At 73.1% G+C, this 17513-nt stretch carries 14 protein-coding genes and 5 tRNA genes; 6 read left to right on the top strand and 13 right to left on the bottom strand.

Annotation, left to right across the window (positions count from 1 at the left end):
- Window positions 1-42: 42 nt before the first annotated feature.
- Window positions 43-873, bottom strand: a complete 831-nt coding sequence (locus IF00_RS0109185; RefSeq protein ID WP_030316185.1) for an aminotransferase class IV — start codon at window positions 871-873, stop codon at window positions 43-45.
- Window positions 870-1937, bottom strand: coding sequence for a chorismate-binding protein (locus IF00_RS0109180; protein WP_030316183.1), 1068 nt, complete (start codon window positions 1935-1937; stop codon window positions 870-872). The genes IF00_RS0109185 and IF00_RS0109180 overlap by 4 nt, the downstream gene beginning before the upstream one ends.
- Window positions 1938-2169: 232 nt before the next feature.
- On the opposite strand from IF00_RS0109180, the gene IF00_RS0109175 reads away from it, so the two are divergent.
- The 5 genes from IF00_RS0109175 (at window position 2170) to IF00_RS0109155 (ending at window position 2655) form a co-directional block, all read left to right on the top strand.
- Window positions 2170-2242: transfer RNA gene (locus IF00_RS0109175), tRNA-Gly, on the top strand.
- Between the two features lie 39 nt (window positions 2243-2281).
- Window positions 2282-2355: transfer RNA gene (locus IF00_RS0109170), tRNA-Cys, on the top strand.
- 1 nt (window position 2356) lies between these two features.
- Window positions 2357-2428: transfer RNA gene (locus tag IF00_RS0109165), tRNA-Val, on the top strand.
- Between the two features lie 39 nt (window positions 2429-2467).
- Window positions 2468-2539 (top strand) — tRNA-Val (locus IF00_RS0109160).
- Between the two features lie 41 nt (window positions 2540-2580).
- Window positions 2581-2655 (top strand) — tRNA-Val (locus IF00_RS0109155).
- 89 nt (window positions 2656-2744) lie between these two features.
- On the opposite strand, the gene IF00_RS0109150 is transcribed toward IF00_RS0109155, so the two are convergent.
- From IF00_RS0109150 to IF00_RS46060, 3 genes are all read right to left on the bottom strand, one after another.
- Window positions 2745-3035 (bottom strand): TFIIB-type zinc ribbon-containing protein, encoded by a 291-nt coding sequence (locus tag IF00_RS0109150; RefSeq protein WP_015032353.1) that lies wholly within the window; start codon window positions 3033-3035, stop codon window positions 2745-2747.
- A 46-nt stretch (window positions 3036-3081) separates the two neighbouring features.
- Window positions 3082-4068 carry an aminoglycoside phosphotransferase family protein gene (locus IF00_RS0109145; RefSeq protein WP_030316182.1) on the bottom strand — a complete coding sequence of 329 codons (987 nt, stop codon included), beginning with the start codon at window positions 4066-4068 and terminating at the stop codon, window positions 3082-3084.
- Between the two features lie 149 nt (window positions 4069-4217).
- Complete coding sequence (locus tag IF00_RS46060; protein ID WP_030316180.1) at window positions 4218-4385, bottom strand: hypothetical protein; 168 nt, start codon at window positions 4383-4385, stop codon at window positions 4218-4220.
- Between the two features lie 512 nt (window positions 4386-4897).
- Here IF00_RS46060 and IF00_RS0109135 point away from each other — a divergent pair.
- Window positions 4898-6106: a serine/threonine-protein kinase gene (locus IF00_RS0109135; protein ID WP_030316179.1), complete on the top strand. Its 1209-nt coding sequence runs from the start codon at window positions 4898-4900 to the stop codon at window positions 6104-6106.
- 127 nt (window positions 6107-6233) lie between these two features.
- On the opposite strand, the gene IF00_RS0109130 is transcribed toward IF00_RS0109135, so the two are convergent.
- The 8 genes from IF00_RS0109130 to IF00_RS0109095 all read right to left on the bottom strand — a co-directional run bounded on the left by IF00_RS0109130 (window position 6234) and on the right by IF00_RS0109095 (window position 17307).
- Window positions 6234-7052: a TrmH family RNA methyltransferase gene (locus IF00_RS0109130; RefSeq protein WP_030316178.1), complete on the bottom strand. Its 819-nt coding sequence runs from the start codon at window positions 7050-7052 to the stop codon at window positions 6234-6236.
- Window positions 7053-7125: 73 nt separating this feature from the next.
- On the bottom strand, window positions 7126-8379 hold the full coding sequence (gene cobA, locus IF00_RS0109125) for a uroporphyrinogen-III C-methyltransferase (protein ID WP_030316177.1): 1254 nt from the start codon (window positions 8377-8379) through the stop codon (window positions 7126-7128).
- 222 nt (window positions 8380-8601) lie between these two features.
- A complete protein-coding gene (cobT, locus tag IF00_RS0109120; RefSeq protein ID WP_030316176.1) occupies window positions 8602-12165 on the bottom strand; it encodes a nicotinate-nucleotide--dimethylbenzimidazole phosphoribosyltransferase in 3564 nt (1187 codons plus the stop codon).
- A 326-nt stretch (window positions 12166-12491) separates the two neighbouring features.
- Window positions 12492-13724, bottom strand: a complete 1233-nt coding sequence (cbiE, locus tag IF00_RS0109115) for a precorrin-6y C5,15-methyltransferase (decarboxylating) subunit CbiE (RefSeq protein ID WP_030316175.1) — start codon at window positions 13722-13724, stop codon at window positions 12492-12494.
- A gap of 67 nt (window positions 13725-13791) precedes the next feature.
- Window positions 13792-14427 (bottom strand): GNAT family N-acetyltransferase, encoded by a 636-nt coding sequence (locus tag IF00_RS0109110; RefSeq protein ID WP_030316174.1) that lies wholly within the window; start codon window positions 14425-14427, stop codon window positions 13792-13794.
- Between the two features lie 196 nt (window positions 14428-14623).
- Window positions 14624-15481 (bottom strand): MetQ/NlpA family ABC transporter substrate-binding protein, encoded by an 858-nt coding sequence (locus IF00_RS0109105; protein WP_030316173.1) that lies wholly within the window; start codon window positions 15479-15481, stop codon window positions 14624-14626.
- Window positions 15482-15574: 93 nt separating this feature from the next.
- Window positions 15575-16243 carry a methionine ABC transporter permease gene (locus IF00_RS0109100; RefSeq protein WP_030316172.1) on the bottom strand — a complete coding sequence of 223 codons (669 nt, stop codon included), beginning with the start codon at window positions 16241-16243 and terminating at the stop codon, window positions 15575-15577.
- Complete coding sequence (locus IF00_RS0109095; protein ID WP_030316171.1) at window positions 16240-17307, bottom strand: methionine ABC transporter ATP-binding protein; 1068 nt, start codon at window positions 17305-17307, stop codon at window positions 16240-16242. Before IF00_RS0109095 ends, IF00_RS0109100 begins: the two co-directional genes overlap by 4 nt.
- Window positions 17308-17513: the final 206 nt, after the last annotated feature.

Below are 17513 nucleotides of genomic sequence, written 5' to 3'. Positions count from 1 at the left end.
CCCACCCGGGGGCCGTCCGTCATCAGGTTTTGCGCGAGACGGCTACGCGAGGCGCGGGTCCCGGTCCCGCGCGGCGTGCTCGTCGAAGATCCGCATGGCCTTGGCGGTGACGGGACCGGGCACCGGCGACAGCTCGCGTCCGTCGACGCGGTGCACGGCCTGGACGTCGCGGAGCGTCGAGGTCAGGAAGATCTCGTCGGCGCTCTCCAGGACGTCCAGCGGCAGATCGGTCTCCTGCGCACCGGTCCACTCGACGGCGAGGGCGCGGGTGATGCCCGCGAGGCAGCCGGAGGAGACGGGCGGAGTGAGGATCCGCCCGTCGACCACGACGAAGACGTTCGAGCCGGTGCCCTCGCAGAGCTGCCCGACCGTGTTGGCGAAGAGCGCCTCGGAGGCCCCCTGCTCGCGCGCCCGGGCGAGGGCGACCACGTTCTCGGCGTACGAGGTGGTCTTGAGCCCGGTGAGGGCACCGCGCTCGTTGCGCGTCCAGGGCACGGTGATCACCGCGGTGGAGTCGGCGCGACGGCTTGTCTCCCCCAGGCCGACGACCAGGCCCGCCCCCGCGTCACCGCGCTCCGAACCGAGCGGCGAGAGGCCGCCGGTGTACGTGATGCGGAGCCGCCCGAGCTCCATCGGGTTCGCCTCGAGGACGGCGGCGCAGGCGCGGCGGACCTCGTCGAGGTCCGGGTCGGGCAGGCCGAGGCCGCGGGCGGAGCGGGCGAGGCGCTCCAGGTGGAGGGTGAGGGCGAAGGTCTCGCCGCGTACCGCCTTGACCGTCTCGAAGACGCCGTCACCGACGGTCAGTCCGTGGTCCAGTACGGAGACCAGTGCGGTCTCCGCGTCGCGCAGCACGCCGTTGACCCAGATTTTCATCGAGAAGTCGCCTTTCCGCTCGCCTCAAGGGCGCCAGACTCGTAGGCGCCCGACGCTATCGCGACCAGCCGGGACGCCTTCAGCTCGGTCTCCTCCCACTCGCGCTCCGGGTCGGAGCCCCAGGTGATCCCCGCGCCGGTGCCGAAGCGGAGTACGCCCTCCGGGCGGTCGATCCAGAAGGTCCTTATGCCGACGGCCAGCTGCGCCGTGCCCGCGTCGGCGTCGACCCAGCCGATGCCTCCGCAGTACGGGCCGCGGGGGGCGGTCTCCAGGGCCTCGATGATCCGCAGCGCGCTGGACTTGGGCGCGCCGGTCACCGAGCCGGGCGGGAAGGTGGCGTCGAGCAGCTCGGGCCAGCCGGCGTCCTCGCGCAGCAGACCGGTGACCGTGGAGACGAGGTGGACGAGGCCGGGGTGCTCCTCGATCGCGCAGAGGGCGGGGACGGCGACGGAGCCGGTCTCGCTGACGCGTCCCAGGTCGTTGCGGACCAGGTCGACGATCATCACGTTCTCCGCGTGGTCCTTGGGAAGGAGGTCGGCGGCGGTGCGTCCGGTCCCCTTGATGGGGCCCGAGGAGATCAGGGCCCCCTCCCTGCGGAGGTAGAGCTCGGGGGAGGCGGTGGCGATCTCCACGCCGTGCGCGGGCAGCCGGATCGTTCCGGCGTAGGGGGCGGGGTTGCCCCGGGCGAGGAGCGCGGTGAGGGCGTCGACGTCGGCGGTGGCCGGGTCCGGCAGCGGCGCGGTCAGCACCCGGCAGAGGTTCGCCTGGTAGACCTCGCCGCGCGCGATGTGCTCGCGCACGCTCCGGACGCCCGCGATGTACGCGGCGCGGTCGAGGGAGGACGTCCAGTCCCCGGCGGCGGGGCCGCGCCAGCCGCCGGGGACGGGCGCGGGGACGGGGTCGGCCCGCACGTCGCCGAAGCGGGCGCAGGTCAGCCGCCCCTCGAAGTCCGCGCATACGGCCCAGAAGCCGGCGGAGTCCAGTGCTTCGGGGTCGTGGGTGACGTCCCGGAGGTCGGTCGCGAGGAGGCCGCCGAAGCGGGCCAGCGGAGCAAGGTCGTACACGCATCGAGTCTAGGTCCGCCGGAGGAGGGACACCGGGGCACCGGCGGAGGAGGCTCCCCGCCACCTCGGGAACACGGCGAGTGAACGTGGCGCGAACCCTCCGGGACGCCTCGCCGGTCACCCGGATCGGCGCGCAGGTCAGCACGCTGCGGAAACGCGTTTTTGTGCTGGCCCAGGAATCCGCTAGAGTTCAACACGTCGCCGGGACGCGCAAGCGAAACGGAAACGACAAGCGGACGTGGCTCAGTTGGTAGAGCATCACCTTGCCAAGGTGAGGGTCGCGAGTTCGAATCTCGTCGTCCGCTCGATGTGGGGGATCTTCCCGAACCCCTGTATTCACTCCTGGTGGAGTGGCCGAGAGGCGAGGCAACGGCCTGCAAAGCCGTCTACACGGGTTCAAATCCCGTCTCCACCTCCAAGCGCGATTAGCTCAGCGGGAGAGCGCTTCCCTGACACGGAAGAGGTCACTGGTTCAATCCCAGTATCGCGCACGCAGAACAACCGAAGATCCGGTCCGTACGGACCGTCCCGCGCGATTAGCTCAGCGGGAGAGCGCTTCCCTGACACGGAAGAGGTCACTGGTTCAATCCCAGTATCGCGCACGCAGTACGCAGTGCCTTCGGGTACGCCGTGTGCACCACCCGCGCGATTAGCTCAGCGGGAGAGCGCTTCCCTGACACGGAAGAGGTCACTGGTTCAATCCCAGTATCGCGCACCACCGAAGAGCCCCCGGCCGCATCTCGCGGACGGGGGCTTCTTCACGTACGAGGAGACTCGTCGTGCACCGGGAGACCCGGTGCACCCTTGTCAGGAGGAGAAGAGCATCCGGCCGAAACCACGCTGACGGTAGTGACCGCCGCCGTGGTGACCGCCGTGGTGCGGGGCACCCCACGCGGGGGCGGCGGGCTGCGCGGCCGGGTAGGCCTGCGGGGCCGGCGGGGCGGGCGGGGCCTGCTGGACCCACTGGGACTCCAGGCGGGTCAGGGCCTCCAGCTCGCCGTAGTCCAGGAATATCCCGCGGCAGCCGCTGCACTGCTCGATCTGGACGCCGTTGCGGTTGTACGTGTGCATGGCCGCATGGCACTTGGGACACTGCATGGTCGGCTCAACTCCCTGACTTCGCCGTTCGAATGGTGGCTTCACCTTACGTGGACGCCGTAGCGGCCGAGTCGGTTCGATGCCCGGCGATACGGGCGCAGGTGTCGATCATCACGTCCTCGACCTCGTCGAGCGGCCGGCCCTCGACCGTCGACTTGGCGACGGCGAGCGCCGCGGTCTGGACCGTCAGGGCACGGGCGGGCACGTCGAGTTGGACCCACGGATCCGCCCCCACGGCCGGGCCGCCCGCCTCCTGGTACGCGCCCAGGAAGCGGGACCAGATCTCCGGGGGCAGGATGCCGGCCGCGAACCAGGCTGCGGGGCGGGCCAGATCCCACGCGGGGTCGCCGAGACCGGCGTCGTCCATGTCGATCAGCCGCCAGGGGGCGCGGACGGGCGGGGGCGTACCGGGAGACTCCACGGGCTCGGCGTCCCGGACCAGTTGCCCCAGGTGGAAGTCGCCGTGGCAGAGGAGGCGGGGGCCGTCCGGTGCGACGCGGCCGGGGATCGACCGCCAGGCGGCCAGGACGGTCGTGGCGGCCGGGTGGTCCGGTGCCGTGCGGCACATCCGGTCCACCGCGAGGGCCGCTTTGGCGGGAGCCCTCATCTCGGGAAGCCGGGCGGCCGCCCCCGCGGGCGGTGGGGTGCGATGGAGGCGGGCGAGGAGCGTCGCGGCCTCCTCCCACGGGGCGGCGTCGGGGTCCGCAGGGTCGACGGGCGAGCCGTACGGCCACACGCTGACCGGCCGGCCGTCGAGTTCGCCGGGCGTGGACATCGGGAGCGGCGGGAGGAAGACCTCGCGGACGTCCGGGTGGGCGGCGAGCGCGATCCGCGCCCGGTGGGCCTCGGGGTCGGTGCCGGCGGCGTGCGCCTTCGCGACCAGTCGCCCGTGCCGTACGACCGTGCCGTCGTCCCGGTCCGCCAGCACACGGACGTGGCCGCCCGCGCAGTGGCAGGGCGTGCCGGGGCGGTGGGCGGCGGTGCGCGCGTAAGCGGCGAGGCCGTCGAGGAGGGGCCGGTCGGGGAAGTCCACGGGGGCGAGCGTACGGGGCGGGGACGCGCGAGGGCCGGTCAGCTCCCCAGCTGACCGGCCCCACGCTGCCGTCCGCCGCACCCCCGTCCCCACGGGGTTGAAGGCCGGATGTCCCGACCCGGGCCGCTCTCCCGGGTCCGGGGCGCTGATCAGCGCCCCAGCATCACGCCCACGGACGACGCCTGTGTGACCACTGCGTCCCAGCCGCCGAAGACGACCACGAGCAGGGCCGCGAGAGGGAGGACCATGGCGGTGGCCACCAGCGGGTGGCGCCGGCTCGAAGGCTGGGTGCTCGTCCGCAATGCCGTGAAAGCCATGGTTCCTCTCCTGTCGTGTCTGGCGCGGCGGGTGCTTGACCTCGGGGGACGAGTGCTGCACCCGCCGCTTGACATCAACATTAGGGAGCCGGGGCCGCCCGGACGTCATGCCCGCGTACCGACTTGCGGGCCTCCCGGAGGATGACGCCCGGCCGTACGGCGTACTCCCCTGGGTGGAGACAGGGGCGCGGAACCCGGGGTCTTCCCTGAGGGGTTCCGGACGGGCCGGTGGAGGGGCGGTCGGGGCGTGACTTCGCTCACTTCCCCGATCGTCGCGCGAACGCCCTGGTCGGAGAGGGTCGGGAGAGCCTCACGGGGCACGCGGAGCCCACCCTCGGTGGATCGTCAACTGGGTTGGCGGGGTGGGTGGTTGGGGTGTCCGCCGGAGGCGCACATTCCTCCCGCGTACCCCTCAGCACTGACAATCGATCCGGGTGCGAGGGCGCGGCCTATGAGCGCGTGCGGGCGCCACTACGTAAGCTGTGCCACGTCGAACGGACGAGGGGACGGACATGGCGATGATGCGGCTCCGGCGCGAGGATCCGCGGATCGTCGGGTCGTTCCGGCTCCACCGCAGGCTGGGGGCCGGCGGAATGGGCGTCGTGTACTTGGGGTCCGACCGGCGCGGCCAGCGGGTGGCGCTCAAGGTGATCCGGCCCGATCTCGCCGAGGACCAGGAGTTCCGGTCCCGGTTCGCCCGTGAGGTCTCGGCCGCCCGGCGGATCCGCGGCGGCTGTACGGCCCGGCTCGTCGCCGCCGACCTGGAGGCCGAGCGCCCCTGGTTCGCCACCCAGTACGTGCCCGGTCCCTCGCTGCACGACCGGGTCGCCGAGGAGGGCTCGCTGCGCGCCGCCGACGTGGCCTCGATCGGGGCCGCGCTCTCGGAAGGCCTCGTCGCCGTCCACGAGGCAGGGGTCGTGCACCGGGACCTCAAGCCCTCGAACATCCTGCTCTCCCCCAAGGGCCCCCGGATCATCGACTTCGGCATCGCCTGGGCCACCGGGGCCAGCACCCTGACCCATGTCGGTACCGCCGTCGGCTCCCCCGGCTTCCTCGCCCCCGAGCAGGTGCGCGGCGCGGCCGTCACCCCCGCCACCGACGTGTTCTCGCTCGGTGCCACGCTGGCGTACGCGGCGATGGCCGACTCACCCTTCGGGCACGGCAGTTCCGAGGTCATGCTCTACCGGGTCGTGCACGAGGAGCCGCAGCTGCACGGCGTGCCGGACGCGCTGGCACCGCTCATCCGGGCCTGTCTCGCGAAGGACCCCGAGGACCGTCCCAGCACCCTTCAGCTGTCGATGCGGCTCAAGGAGATCGCGGCGCGCGAGGCGCAGGGGCTGCCGGTCTCACGGCCGCCCGTGCAGCGGGAACGCACCGAGGAACGCAACACCCTCCGTCCGACCGAGCGCTACACCGAGCGGGACGTGCCCGGTCGTGGGCCGGAGCGGGGCGCTGAACGGAGTGCGGAGCGCGGTGCGGATCGTGGCACCGAGCGCGGTGCGGAGCGGGATCGCGGCGGACGTGGGCCCGGGCCGTCGTCCCGGCCCTCCGCCGGGCCCCGGACCGGTGGCCGACCCGCGACCCGGCCGGGTGCGCGGTCGACGTCCACGGGCCGCCGGCCCGCCAACCCGCGGCTGCTGCGCCAGCGGCTCTTCGTCTTCGTGGTGGTGACGCTGGTGGTGGCCCTGGGCATCGCCGCCGCACAGGCCCTTCAGGGGTAGATCTCCGAGGGCGGGGCCTGGGCCCGGGGCTGCGCCGGAGCTGGGGCTCGGCCGGGGGCGTACCGCGGCGGAGCCGGTGAGCGGATGACGGGTTCCGCGCCGGGCCCGGTGGGCCCGGCGCCCGCTCTCAGGACTCCGGGCGGCCCGTCGCCACCGCGTAGAACGCCACCGCCGCCGCCGCGCCCACGTTCAGCGAGTCGACGCCGTGGGCCATCGGGATGCGGACCCACTCGTCCGCGGCCCGCAGCGCCTGCGTGGAGAGACCGTCGCCCTCCGCGCCCAGCATCAGGGCCACGCGCTCCATACGGTGCGGGGCGGCCTCGTCGATCGACATCGCCTTCTCCGCCGGCGTCAGCGCAAGAAGCTTGAAGCCCGCCTCCCGAACCGTCTCCAGGCCCCGCGGCCAGGTGTCGAGCCGGGCGTACGGCACGGAGAACACCGCACCCATCGACACCTTCACCGAGCGCCGGTACAGCGGATCCGCACAGTCCGGCGACAGCAGCACCGCGTCCATGCCGAGCGCCGCGGCGCTGCGGAAGATCGCGCCGATGTTGGTGTGGTCGTTCACCGACTCCATCACGACCACCCGGCGGGCGGCGCCGAGCAGCTCGGCGGCGTCCGGGAGCGGCTTGCGCTGCATCGAGGCGAGGGCGCCCCGGTGCACGTGGTAGCCGGTGACGCGCTCCGCGAGGTCCGGCTGGATCGCGTACACCGGTGCGGGGACCTCGTCGATGACGTCGCGCATCGCATCGACCCACTTGGCGGAGAGCAGCATCGACCGCATCTCGTACCCCGCCTGCCGCGCCCGGCGGATGACCTTCTCGCCCTCCGCGATGAACAGGCCCTCGGCCGGTTCCCTTCTGCGGCGGAGTTCGACATCGGTCAGACCGGTGTAGTCGCGCAGGCGCGGGTCGTCGGGGTCGTCGATCGTGATGAGTTCGGCCACGAGGTGATACTGCCTTGTCCGGGGTGTGGTGCCAATGTGTGTGCGGCTGTGCGTCGCCCGCTCCCGAGCGGTGCTACATGACCAGGCGGTCCGGGCCTTCCGCCACGACGTCACCGATCACGATGACCGCCGGCGGGCGGACCTCTTGCGTCCGCACCGTCTCCGCCACCGTCGCCAGCGTCGCGTCCACCCGGCGCTGCGAGGCCGTCGTGCCCTCCTGGACCAGGGCGAGCGGAGTCTCCGGGTTCTTGCCGTGGGCGATGAGCGCCTCGGCGATCTTCCCGATCTTGTCCACGCCCATCAGGATCACGAGCGTCCCCGTGAGCTTCGCGAGCGACGCCCAGTCGACCAGCGAACGCGGGTCTTCCGGGGCCACGTGCCCGCTCACCACAGTGAACTCGTGTGCCACGCCCCGGTGCGTCACCGGGATGCCCGCCGCGCCCGGGACCGAGATCGAGCTGGAGATGCCCGGCACCACCGTGCAGGCGATGCCCTCGACGGCGAGCGCCTGCGCCTCCTCCATGCCCCGCCCGAAGACGAACGGGTCGCCGCCCTTCAGACGTACGACCGACCTGCCGGCCTTCGCGTGCTCGATCAGCGCGTTGTTGATGGCCTCCTGGGCCATGAACCGGCCGTACGGGATCTTCGCGGCGTCGATCACCTCGACGTGCGGGGGCAGTTCGTCCAGCAGGTCGCGCGGGCCCAGGCGGTCGGCGATGACCACGTCCGCCTCGGCGAGCAGCCGGCGGCCGCGCACCGTGATCAGGTCCGGGTCGCCGGGGCCGCCGCCGACCAGCGCGACGAAGGGGGTACGCGCACGGTGCTGCGGGGCCGCGATCGAGCCGTCCCGCAGACCCTCGACGATCGCGTCGCGCACGGTGGCGGAGCGGCGCGGGTCGTGGCCGGTGAGCACCGCGACGGTCACGCCCTCGCTGCGGCCCGTCGCCGGAGTCCAGGCCGTGGCCGCCTCGGCGTCGTCGGAGCGCACGCACCAGGTCCTGGTGCGCTCGGCCTCCGCGGAGGCGGCGGCGTTCGAGGCCGGATCGGTCGTGGCGACCAGGGCGTACCAGGCGTCGGCGAGGTCGCCGTCCTCGTACCGCCGCTTGGTCCAGGTGATCTCTCCGGCCTCGGCCATCGCCTCGACCGAGGGGGTCGCGGAGGGGGAGATCAGCGTGATGTCGGCACCCGCGGCGATCAGGGCGGGGAGCCGGCGCTGGGCGACCTGCCCGCCGCCGAGGACGACTACGCGGCGGCCGGCCAGGCGCAGGCCCACGGGGTAGGCGGGGTGCGTCGTCGGCTGGGCGGTGTGATCGGCGTGCTCGGCCATGGGTGAGCGGCTCCTCGGAGGGCGGGTGCTGGCCGCTGCTGCGATGAAGCGGCTGGTGGGGCGGCGGCGGGGCGCCTGGTGACCACGATATCGGTGTGGTGGGGGCGTCACGCTGTGACGGATGTCCCGGGGGCTGGGCTTGGTCTGCCTACGCCTCACGTCCCGAAGACGGTCCCCGCGCGTCCCCCACTTCCGTGTGTGGGTGGGGGACGCGCCTCGGAGCTACTTCTCGGTGACGCCCGCCGAGTCGAACGTGGCCACCTCGTGCATCGCGCGGGCCGCGCTCTGCACCAGCGGGAGGGCGAGCAGTGCGCCCGTGCCCTCGCCGAGACGGAGGTCCAGGTCGACCAGGGGACGCAGGCCCAGCTTGTTGAGCGCGGCCACGTGGCCCGGCTCGGCGCTGCGGTGTCCGGCGATGCAGGCCGCGAGCGACTCCGGCGCGATCGCGCGGGCCACCAGGGCCGCGGCTCCGGTGGAGACGCCGTCGAGGATCACCGGGGTACGCAGGGAGGCCGCGCCCAGGATCAGGCCGACGAGGGCCGCGTGCTCCAGGCCGCCGACCGCCGACAGGACGCCGATCGGGTCCGCCGGGTCCGGCTTGTGCAGGTCCAGGGCGCGACGGACGACGTCCACCTTGCGGGCGTGCGTCTCGTCGTTGATGCCCGTGCCGCGGCCCGTGACCTCGGTCGGGTCGACGCCCGTGTAGACCGAGATCAGGGCGGCGGACGCGGTGGTGTTCGCGATGCCCATCTCGCCCGTGAGCAGGGCCTTGTTGCCTGCGGCGACCAGGTCTCGGGCCGTTTCGATGCCCACCTCGATCGCCGCCAGGACCTCGTCGCGGGTCATCGCGAGACCCGTGGTGAAGTCGGCGGTGCCGGGGCGGACCTTGCGGGGCAGGAGTCCGGGGGTGGCCGGGAGTTCGGAGGCCACGCCCACGTCGATGACGCAGACCTCCGCGCCCACCTGGTTGGCGAAGGCGTTGCAGACCGCTCCCCCGCCGAGGAAGTTGGCGACCATCTGGCCGGTGACCTCCTGCGGCCAGGGCGTCACGCCCTGGGCGTGGACGCCGTGGTCGCCCGCGAAGATCGCGACGGCCGCCGGCTCCGGGATCGGCGGCGGGCACACCCGGGAGAGTCCCGAGAGCTGCGCAGCGATGATCTCCAGCATGCCGAGCGCACCGGCCGGCTTGGTCATCCGCTTCTGGCGCTCCCACGCCTCGCCGAGCGCCTTCGCGTCCAGCGGGCGGATGTTGGCGATGGTCTCCTGGAGGAGGTCGTGCGGCTCCTCGCCGGGCAGCGCGCGGCGGCCGTACGTCTCCTCGTGGACGACCCAGGCCAGCGGGCGGCGCTTGGACCAGCCCGCCTGCATCAGCTCGGGCTCCTCGGGGAACTCGTCGACGTAGCCCACGCAGAGGTACGCGACCACTTCGAGGTGCTCGGGGAGGCCCAGGGTGCGGACCATCTCGCGCTCGTCGAAGAAGCTGACCCAGCCGACGCCGAGGCCCTCGGCGCGGGCGGCGAGCCAGAGGTTCTCGACAGCGAGCGCCGAGGAGTACGGGGCCATCTGCGGCTGCGTGTAACGGCCGAGGGTGTGGCGGCCGCCGCGGGTCGGGTCGGCCGTCACGACGATGTTGACCGGGGTGTCGAGGATGGCCTCGATCTTCAGTTCCTTGAACTGCTTCGCCCGGGCCTTCGGCAGCGACTTGGCGTACGCATCGCGCTGCCGCTGGGCCAGCTCGTGCATCGTCTGCCGGGTCTCTGCGGACCTGATGACGACGAAGTCCCAGGGCTGCGAGTGGCCGACGCTGGGCGCCGTGTGGGCGGCCTCCAGAACGCGGAGCAGCACCTCGTGCGGGATCGGGTCGGAGCGGAAGCCGTTGCGGATGTCGCGGCGCTCGCGCATCACGCGGAGGACGGCCTCGCGCTCGGCGTCTGCGTATCCGGGGGCCGGGGCCGATTCGGCCTCCTCCGCGTCCTCCGCGACGGGAGCCGTCTCCGGCTGTGCCTCGGGGGCGGCCTCTTCGGCCTCCGCGGGCGCCTCGGGGGCGACGGCCTCCGCGGGCTCGACCGGCTCCGGGTTCTCGCCCTGCGGGGCTTCGGCGGCGGGAGCCGCCTCGGTCGCGGTCCCGGTCTCCGGGGTCGGCTCGGTCCCCGGGGTCGGCTCGGTCCCCGGGGTCGGCTCGTTCGAGGCCTCGGGGGTCTCTTCCGGAACGAAGGGGATCTCCTCGGCGACCGCCTCGACGGGGGCCTCCTCGGGGAGCGGCTCCTCCGCGGGCTGCTCCTCCGTCACGGCGACCGGCTCGGCCGGGGCCTCCGTCGCGGCGACCGGCTCGGTCTGTACCCCGGTCACCGCGACGGGCTCGGCCGGGGCCTCGGTCACGGGGACCGGCTCGGCCGGGGCCTCGGTCACGGCTTCCGCGACGGGCTCGGGCTGCTCCTCGGGCTGCGGCTCGGCGTCCGGGATCCGCGCGGCCTCCGGAACCTGCTCGGGCTCGGGTGCGGCCACGGGCTCCTCCGCCTCCACCGGCGCGGGCTCGGGGGCCTCGGCGGCCGGCTCGCCCTCACGCGGGGCGGGGACGGTGGCCTGGACCTCGGGGGTCTGCGCCGGGGCCTCCGGTGCGGTCTCCTCGACGGCGGCCGGGGCCTCGGGCTCCGCCTGCTCTTCCGGCGCGGGGGCCGGCTCCGGCGCGGGGGCCGGCTCCGGCGCCGGCGCCGGGGCAAGGTGCGGGGTCGTCGGGATGGTGCCCTCGACCTGGACGAACTGCCCGCTCTGCGGGACGACCGTTTCTGCGGGCAGGTCCGGGGCCTGCGGGGCCTCGGACTCCTGCGGCTGCGCGGCCCACGGCTCGGCGCCCTGCGGCGCGAGCTGCTGGTCCTGCGCGATCTCGAAGTACTCGGGGCCGCCGGTCGGCGGGCCCGGGTTCCGTACGGGCATCGGCGCGGGGCCGGTGGCCACGAGCGGCTCGGGTGCGGGGACCGGCGCGGGCTGCGGGGCCGGCGCGGCGGCGGGGCCGCGGTCGGCCAGCGAGAGCACGACGCCGCCGGCCTCGGGCATCGGCGGGCCCATGTGCAGCGGGCGGCGGGCCGCCTGCGGGGCCGGGGCCGGCGGGGGCACCCGGACGCCGCTCAGGTCGACGGAGCCGGAGTCACGGCCGGCGGCCTCGTGCGCGCCGGTGTCGAGGATGCCGGGCTCGTAGCCGTGCTGGGTGGGCGCCTGCTCCTGCGGGGCCACGGGGACGCCGTGCGCGGGGGTGCCGGTGAGCTGGTCCAGCGGGATGCCGTGGGCAGGGGTGCCCGCCGGCTGCTCCGCCGGGGCGCCGTGCGCGGGAGTGCCGGTGAACCGGTCCACGGGGACGCCGTGCGCGGGGGTGCCCGGCGGGACGCCCTGCGGCGGGGTCTGGTGCTGCGGGGCCGTGAGGACGTCGGCGAGGGCGACGGAGTCCAGCGGGGCCGTGAGCGGGTCCGGCAGCGGGTCGGTGAGCGGGTCACCGATCACGGCCGGCGCCTCCGGATGCACGGCCGGCACGCCCTGATGGGGGGCCGACCGGTTCGGGACCACGGGTGCCACCGGCGGCGGCACGGCGACCGGGGGCGCGGGCGCGACGCCCGGCGGGTGCTCGCTCCAGGCGCCCTGGGCGCCCGGCATCAGCAGAAGGTCGTCGTCCGCGGTGGTGTGCTCGGAGGGGTCCAGGAAGGTGTACGCGCCCGGTGCGGGGATGCCCGGCTGCTCGACCATGCCTGCGTTCTCCGGCAGCCCCTCGCCCGGGACCTGGCCGGTGTCCGTCATGCGTACCCCTCGCCCATCGCTTGTGCTCCTTCAGACCTGCGCCCGTCGACAAGAACGAGCGGGCGCGCCGCGCGGCACGAAGGACACGCGGACACCCACACATTGTCGCGGCCCCGGGCCCTCGTGGCAGGGAGATTTGCCACGGTGCGCTGTGGACTGCGCCACGTCGCGCGGTCCCCCCTTGTCGCGTACCACGTCAGCGGCGCAATGTGGCCACCAATTCAGGACATTGACGAACGAAGCGCCGAACATCCGGATGCGGTACAACAATCGGCCAGCCTACCTGCCCCGGCGGGCGGCACGGTCACGGGTGGGGGGTGCCGGGACTAGCCGTGGGGGGTGTCGGTCCTGCGGCCGGAGAGCAGGAAGACGACCGAACGCTCGCGCTCCGACCAGTCGTGCGGATCGAGTCCGACGGTCTGGAGGAGCAGGCTCTCGACGGTGTAGCCGCCGTCGGCGAGGGCGGCGCCGATCGCCTCGGCCTCGTCCCGGGTGGAGGCGTGGGCGACGATGCGTTCCGGCCGTCGGTCGGTGCAGGCGGTGACGACGGCGACCCCGCCGGCCGCGACGCGGACGACATCGGGTTCGGGCAGGTTCTCCAGGACGTGCGGAGCCCGGCCTCGCACGGTCTGCAGGGGTACGCCGTGACGGCGGGCGGCCTGCTCGGTGCGGGCGCAGGCCGTCGGGTCGAGGTCCACGGCGATGACGGCGGCGCCGAAGCGGGCGGCCTCGACGGAGAAGGCGCCTCCCGCGCAGCCGATGTCCCAGACGAGGTCGCCGGTGCGGGGCCCGAGGCGGGCGAGCTGGGCTGCACGCAGGGACGGGTCCTCGCCCGCGCGGGTCCGGGCGCCCTGCGCGGCGGGGTCGTACTCCTCCGTGGGCAGGCCCCAGCCGCGGACCGGGGGCGCCGCCGGGTCCTGGCCCATCAGCCAGGGGGCTGCGGGGGTCCCGCCCGCGGTGCCGCCGATGACGAGGACGACGTTCGGGTCGCGCCAGCTGTGGTCGGCTGCCTTGTCGGACGTGAGGACGGAGACCTGCTCGCGGTCGGTGCCGAGCTCCTCGCAGACGACGAAGGTGCGATGGACGCCGTCGAGGAGCAGGGCGAGTTCGGCCGGTCCGGCGCCGGGCGAGGTGAGGACGGCGACCTTGGGGTGGGCGCGGCAGACGTTGACGGCGCGGCGCAGGGTGCGCTGCTGGGCGACCACGATCCGGGCGTCCTCCCAGGGCATCCCCGCGCGGGCGAACGCGGCGGCGACGGAGGACACGGCGGGGACGACCTCGACCTCGAGGCCGTGTTCGGGGGCACGCAGGGTGCGGACGACGCCGAAGAAGCCCGGGTCGCCGTCGGCGAGGACGACGGCGGTGCCCCGGTGGCCGGCGATGCGGCGGGCGGCGAGGTCGACGCTGCCGAGGCGGATGCGTTCGGCGCCGGGCGGGACCTCGGGCAGGGCCAGGTGGTGGGCGGCGCCCGCCACCAGGGTGGCGGCGGAGAGCGCGGACCGGGCCGCCGCGGTGAGGGGCGAGCCGTCCCAGCCGATCACCGTGACGCGGTCGGCCATTCGTCGTCTCCTGGTGTTGTCGCAGGTCGGGGGCGTGCCGAGCGTACCCCGGGTGGGGCCGCGGGGTTCAGCTCCAGTCGGTGTACGAGGAGTATCCGGCCTCGGCCATCTGGTCGGCGACGCCGTCGAGGTCCTCGGGGAGGAGGCCCCAGACGATGAAGTCGGTGCGCAGCTCGGTCCAGCTGCCGTCCTCGGTGCGGGTGCGGGCTATGCAGGCGTTGCGCAGGACGCCTTCGCTGATGCAGCCGATCTTCTGGGCGACCTGCTGGGAGGCGGTGTTGTCGGCGGCGGTGCGCAGTTCGAGGCGCTCGAACTTCTGGTCGCCGAAGAGCCACTGGGCGGTGGCGAGGGCGGCTTCGGAGGCGTATCCCTCCCCGCGGGCCCAGGGGGCGACGATGTAGGAGAGTTCGGTCGAGCGGACTCTCCAGTTGGTCTTGCCCAGCTGGATGATGCCGACCAGGCGCTGGGTGAGGAATTCGGTGACGGCGAGGTCGATGCCCCGGCCCGCGGCGCGTTCGGCGGGCGCGTACTCGGTGATCCAGCGGCGGGCGGCCGCCTCGGTGAAGGGTTGGGGCACCGCGGTCCAGGCGCCGACGAGTTCGTCGTTCATCATCTCGGCGAGGGCGGGGGCGTCCGCCTCCTCAAGCGCGCGCAGCACCAGCCGGTCCGTGTTGATGGAGATGTCCGGAAAGGTGGTAGTCATGCGCAGCTCCATGCCGTGGACCGTCCGAATCGACCGTGAACGCACAGCATGCAGCATGGGGGCGCCGGTGCGCATGGCCGGGTCGGTGTCGGGTGGGGGTGTGGCGAAGGCCCCGCGCACCGGACGGGGTGCGGGGGGCCTTCTGCTCAAGGACTGTACGGGGGAACCGGTCTGACGGTCCCTCGGGTGCCGGAGTCTACTGGGCGGCGCCGAAGGCCGGGATGACCGAGCCCTTGTAGGTGTCCTCGATGTACTTCTTCACCTCGGGCGAGTTGAGGAGCTTGGCGAGCTTCTGCACGCGGGCGTCCTTCTCGTTGCCCTCCTTGACGGCGAGGAAGTTGGCGTACGGGTTGCCGTCCGCCTTCTCCAGGACGAGGGCGTCCTTCACCGGGGAGAGCTTGGCCTCGATGGCGTAGTTGCCGTTGATGACGGCGGCGTCCACGTCGTTCAGGGCGCGGGGCACGGTGGCGGCCTCCAGCTCCTTGAACTCCAGGCCCTTCTTGTCGGTGATGTCGGAGAGCTTGGCGTTGGTGCCGACACCCGGCTTGATGGTGATCAGGCCGTTCTCGGCGAGCAGCTGGAGCGCGCGGCCGCCGTTGGTGGTGTCGTTGGGGACGGCGATGGTCTGGCCCGCCTTGATGTCCTTCACCGACGTGAGGTTCTTGGAGTAGAGGCCCAGCGGCTCCAGGTGGACGTTGACCACCGGGACGACGTGGGTGTTGTTCTTCTTGTTGAAGTCGTCGAGGTACGGCTTGTGCTGGAAGTAGTTGGCGTCGACCTGGCCGCTCTCGGTGGCGGTGTTCGGCAGGACGTAGTCCGTGAACTCCCGGACCTCCAGCTTCAGGCCGGCCTTCTCGGCCAGGTTGTCCTTGACGTAGTTGAGGATGTCGGCGTGCGGCGTCGGGGACGCGGCGACGACGAGCGCCTTGGTGGCATCGCCGGAGCCGGCCGAGTCCTTGGACCCGGGGTCCGAGGAGGTGCCGCAGGCGGTGAGGCCGAGGGCGAGGGCGGCGGTGGCGGCGATACCGGCGGCGAGCTTGATGTTCTTACGCACGAAGAGTGCCTCTTTCCGGTGGTGCGGTGGTCGCCTGGACAACAAGTCCGGGCTGTTCTTCGAAAGGACGAAGTCTGGGGGGCCGGGAGGCCGTTACGCGGTACGGCCCCGGCGGGCGAGGAGTCGTACGACTCCGTCGCCGATGAGCTGGACGACGGTCACGATCAGGACCAGGACGACGACGGTGACGAGCATGAACGTGGTGTCGAAGCGCTGGTATCCGTAGGTCACGGCCTTGGAGCCGAGGCCTTCGCCGCCGACCGCGCCGGCCATCGCCGAGTAGCCGATGAGGACGATGACCGTGGTGGTGACGCCCGAGATCAGCGAGGGCAGGGCCTGCGGGAGCAGCACCTTGCGGACGATGGTGGGGATGCCGCCGCCCATGGCCTGGACGGCCTCGACGAGCCCGTGGTCGACCTCGCGGACGGAGGTCTCGACGAGGCGCGCGAAGAAGGGGATGGCGCCGATGGCGAGCGGCACGATCATGGCGGTGGGGCCGATGAAGGTGCCGACGACGAGGGTGGTGAAGGGGATGAGGGCGATCAGCAGGATGATGAACGGCAGCGAACGCCCGATGTTCACGATCGCACCGACGACCTTGTTGACCGGCAGGTTCTGCAGCAGTCCGCCCTTGTCCGTCAGGACGAGGAGGATGCCGAGCGGCAGGCCGCCGAGCACGGTGACGACGGTGGCCCACAGGACCATGTAGAGGGTGTCGACGGTGCCCTGCTCCAGCAGTGGCTGCATCTCGGACCAGGTCACTTGGCACCTTCCTTCACGAGCAGGGTCGCCGCGTCCTGGACAACCGTTTCTTCGGTGAGCGTCTCCTCGACGACCTCGACCTGGAGGCCCTGCTCGCGCAGGAAGCCGACCGGGACGACGTTGTCCTCGTACCGTCCGGGCAGTTCGATCCGCATCCGGCCGATCTGCCGGCCGCCGACGGTGTCCATCGCCGCCCCGAGGATCGAGATGTCGATGTTGTACGTCCGGGAGAGCTGCGAGATCACCGGCTGGGTCGCGGCGTCGCCGTGGAAGGTGACGTCGACGACCGTGCGGTCGGGGCCGGTGTGGGCGCCGCTGACCGGGAAGAGCTCGGCCGCCAGCTGGGAGCCGGGGGTGGCGAGCAGCTCGCTCACGGTGCCGGACTCGACGATCCGCCCCTTCTGCATCAGCGCGGCCGAGTCGCAGATCGTCTTGACGACGTCCATCTCGTGCGTGATGAGCAGGACGGTGAGGCCGAGCTGCTGGTTGAGGTCGCGCAGCAGCTGGAGGATGGAGCGGGTGGTCTCCGGGTCGAGGGCGCTGGTGGCCTCGTCGGAGAGCAGGACCTTGGGCTCGCCCGCCAGGGCGCGGGCGATGCCGACGCGCTGCTTCTGGCCGCCGGAGAGCTGACCCGGGTAGGACTTGGCCTTGTCGGCGAGGCCGACCAGGTCGAGGAGTTCGAGGGCGCGGCGGGAGCGCTCGGCTCCTGAGACGCCGAGGATCTCCAGGGGAAGCTCGATGTTGTCCTTCACCGTGCGGGAGGACAGCAGGTTGAAGTGCTGGAAGACCATGCCGATGCTGCTGCGCGCCCGGCGCAGGTCCTTGCCCGCCCGGCGGCCCTTGCCGGCGAGGGCGGTGAGGTCCACGCCGTCGACGGTCACGGTGCCGGAGGTGGGGCGCTCCAGGAGGTTGACGCAGCGGATGAGCGAGGACTTGCCGGCGCCGCTCTGGCCGATCACGCCGAATACCTCGCCCTCGCGGACGTGGAGGTCGACACCGTCCAGAGCGGTGACCTGTCGGCCGCGCGACTCGTAGACCTTGGTCAGGCCCGAAGTGGTGATCACAGGGGGTTTCCGTCACTGTCGAGTGCGCGACGCGGGGTCCGTCGTGCACGGGGCATTCGTCTTCGGACAGTCAGGCGCACGGAGGCCGGTCCGGCGGGTGGCCGGGAGTCTCGGCGGTGCGCGGGGCGGGCGCGGTCCACCGCCGGAAGGCGGGAGGAACGGCACGGCCGTCGGTCTCGCTTCGGGGCGCGAAACTCAGGCGGGGG

Origin of the sequence: Streptomyces flavochromogenes, from assembly GCF_000717595.1 — a bacterium.
GTDB lineage: Bacteria > Actinomycetota > Actinomycetes > Streptomycetales > Streptomycetaceae > Streptomyces > Streptomyces flavochromogenes.
Note: the sequence above shows the minus strand (reverse complement) of the source record. Positions and strands in the feature narration are given on the sequence as shown.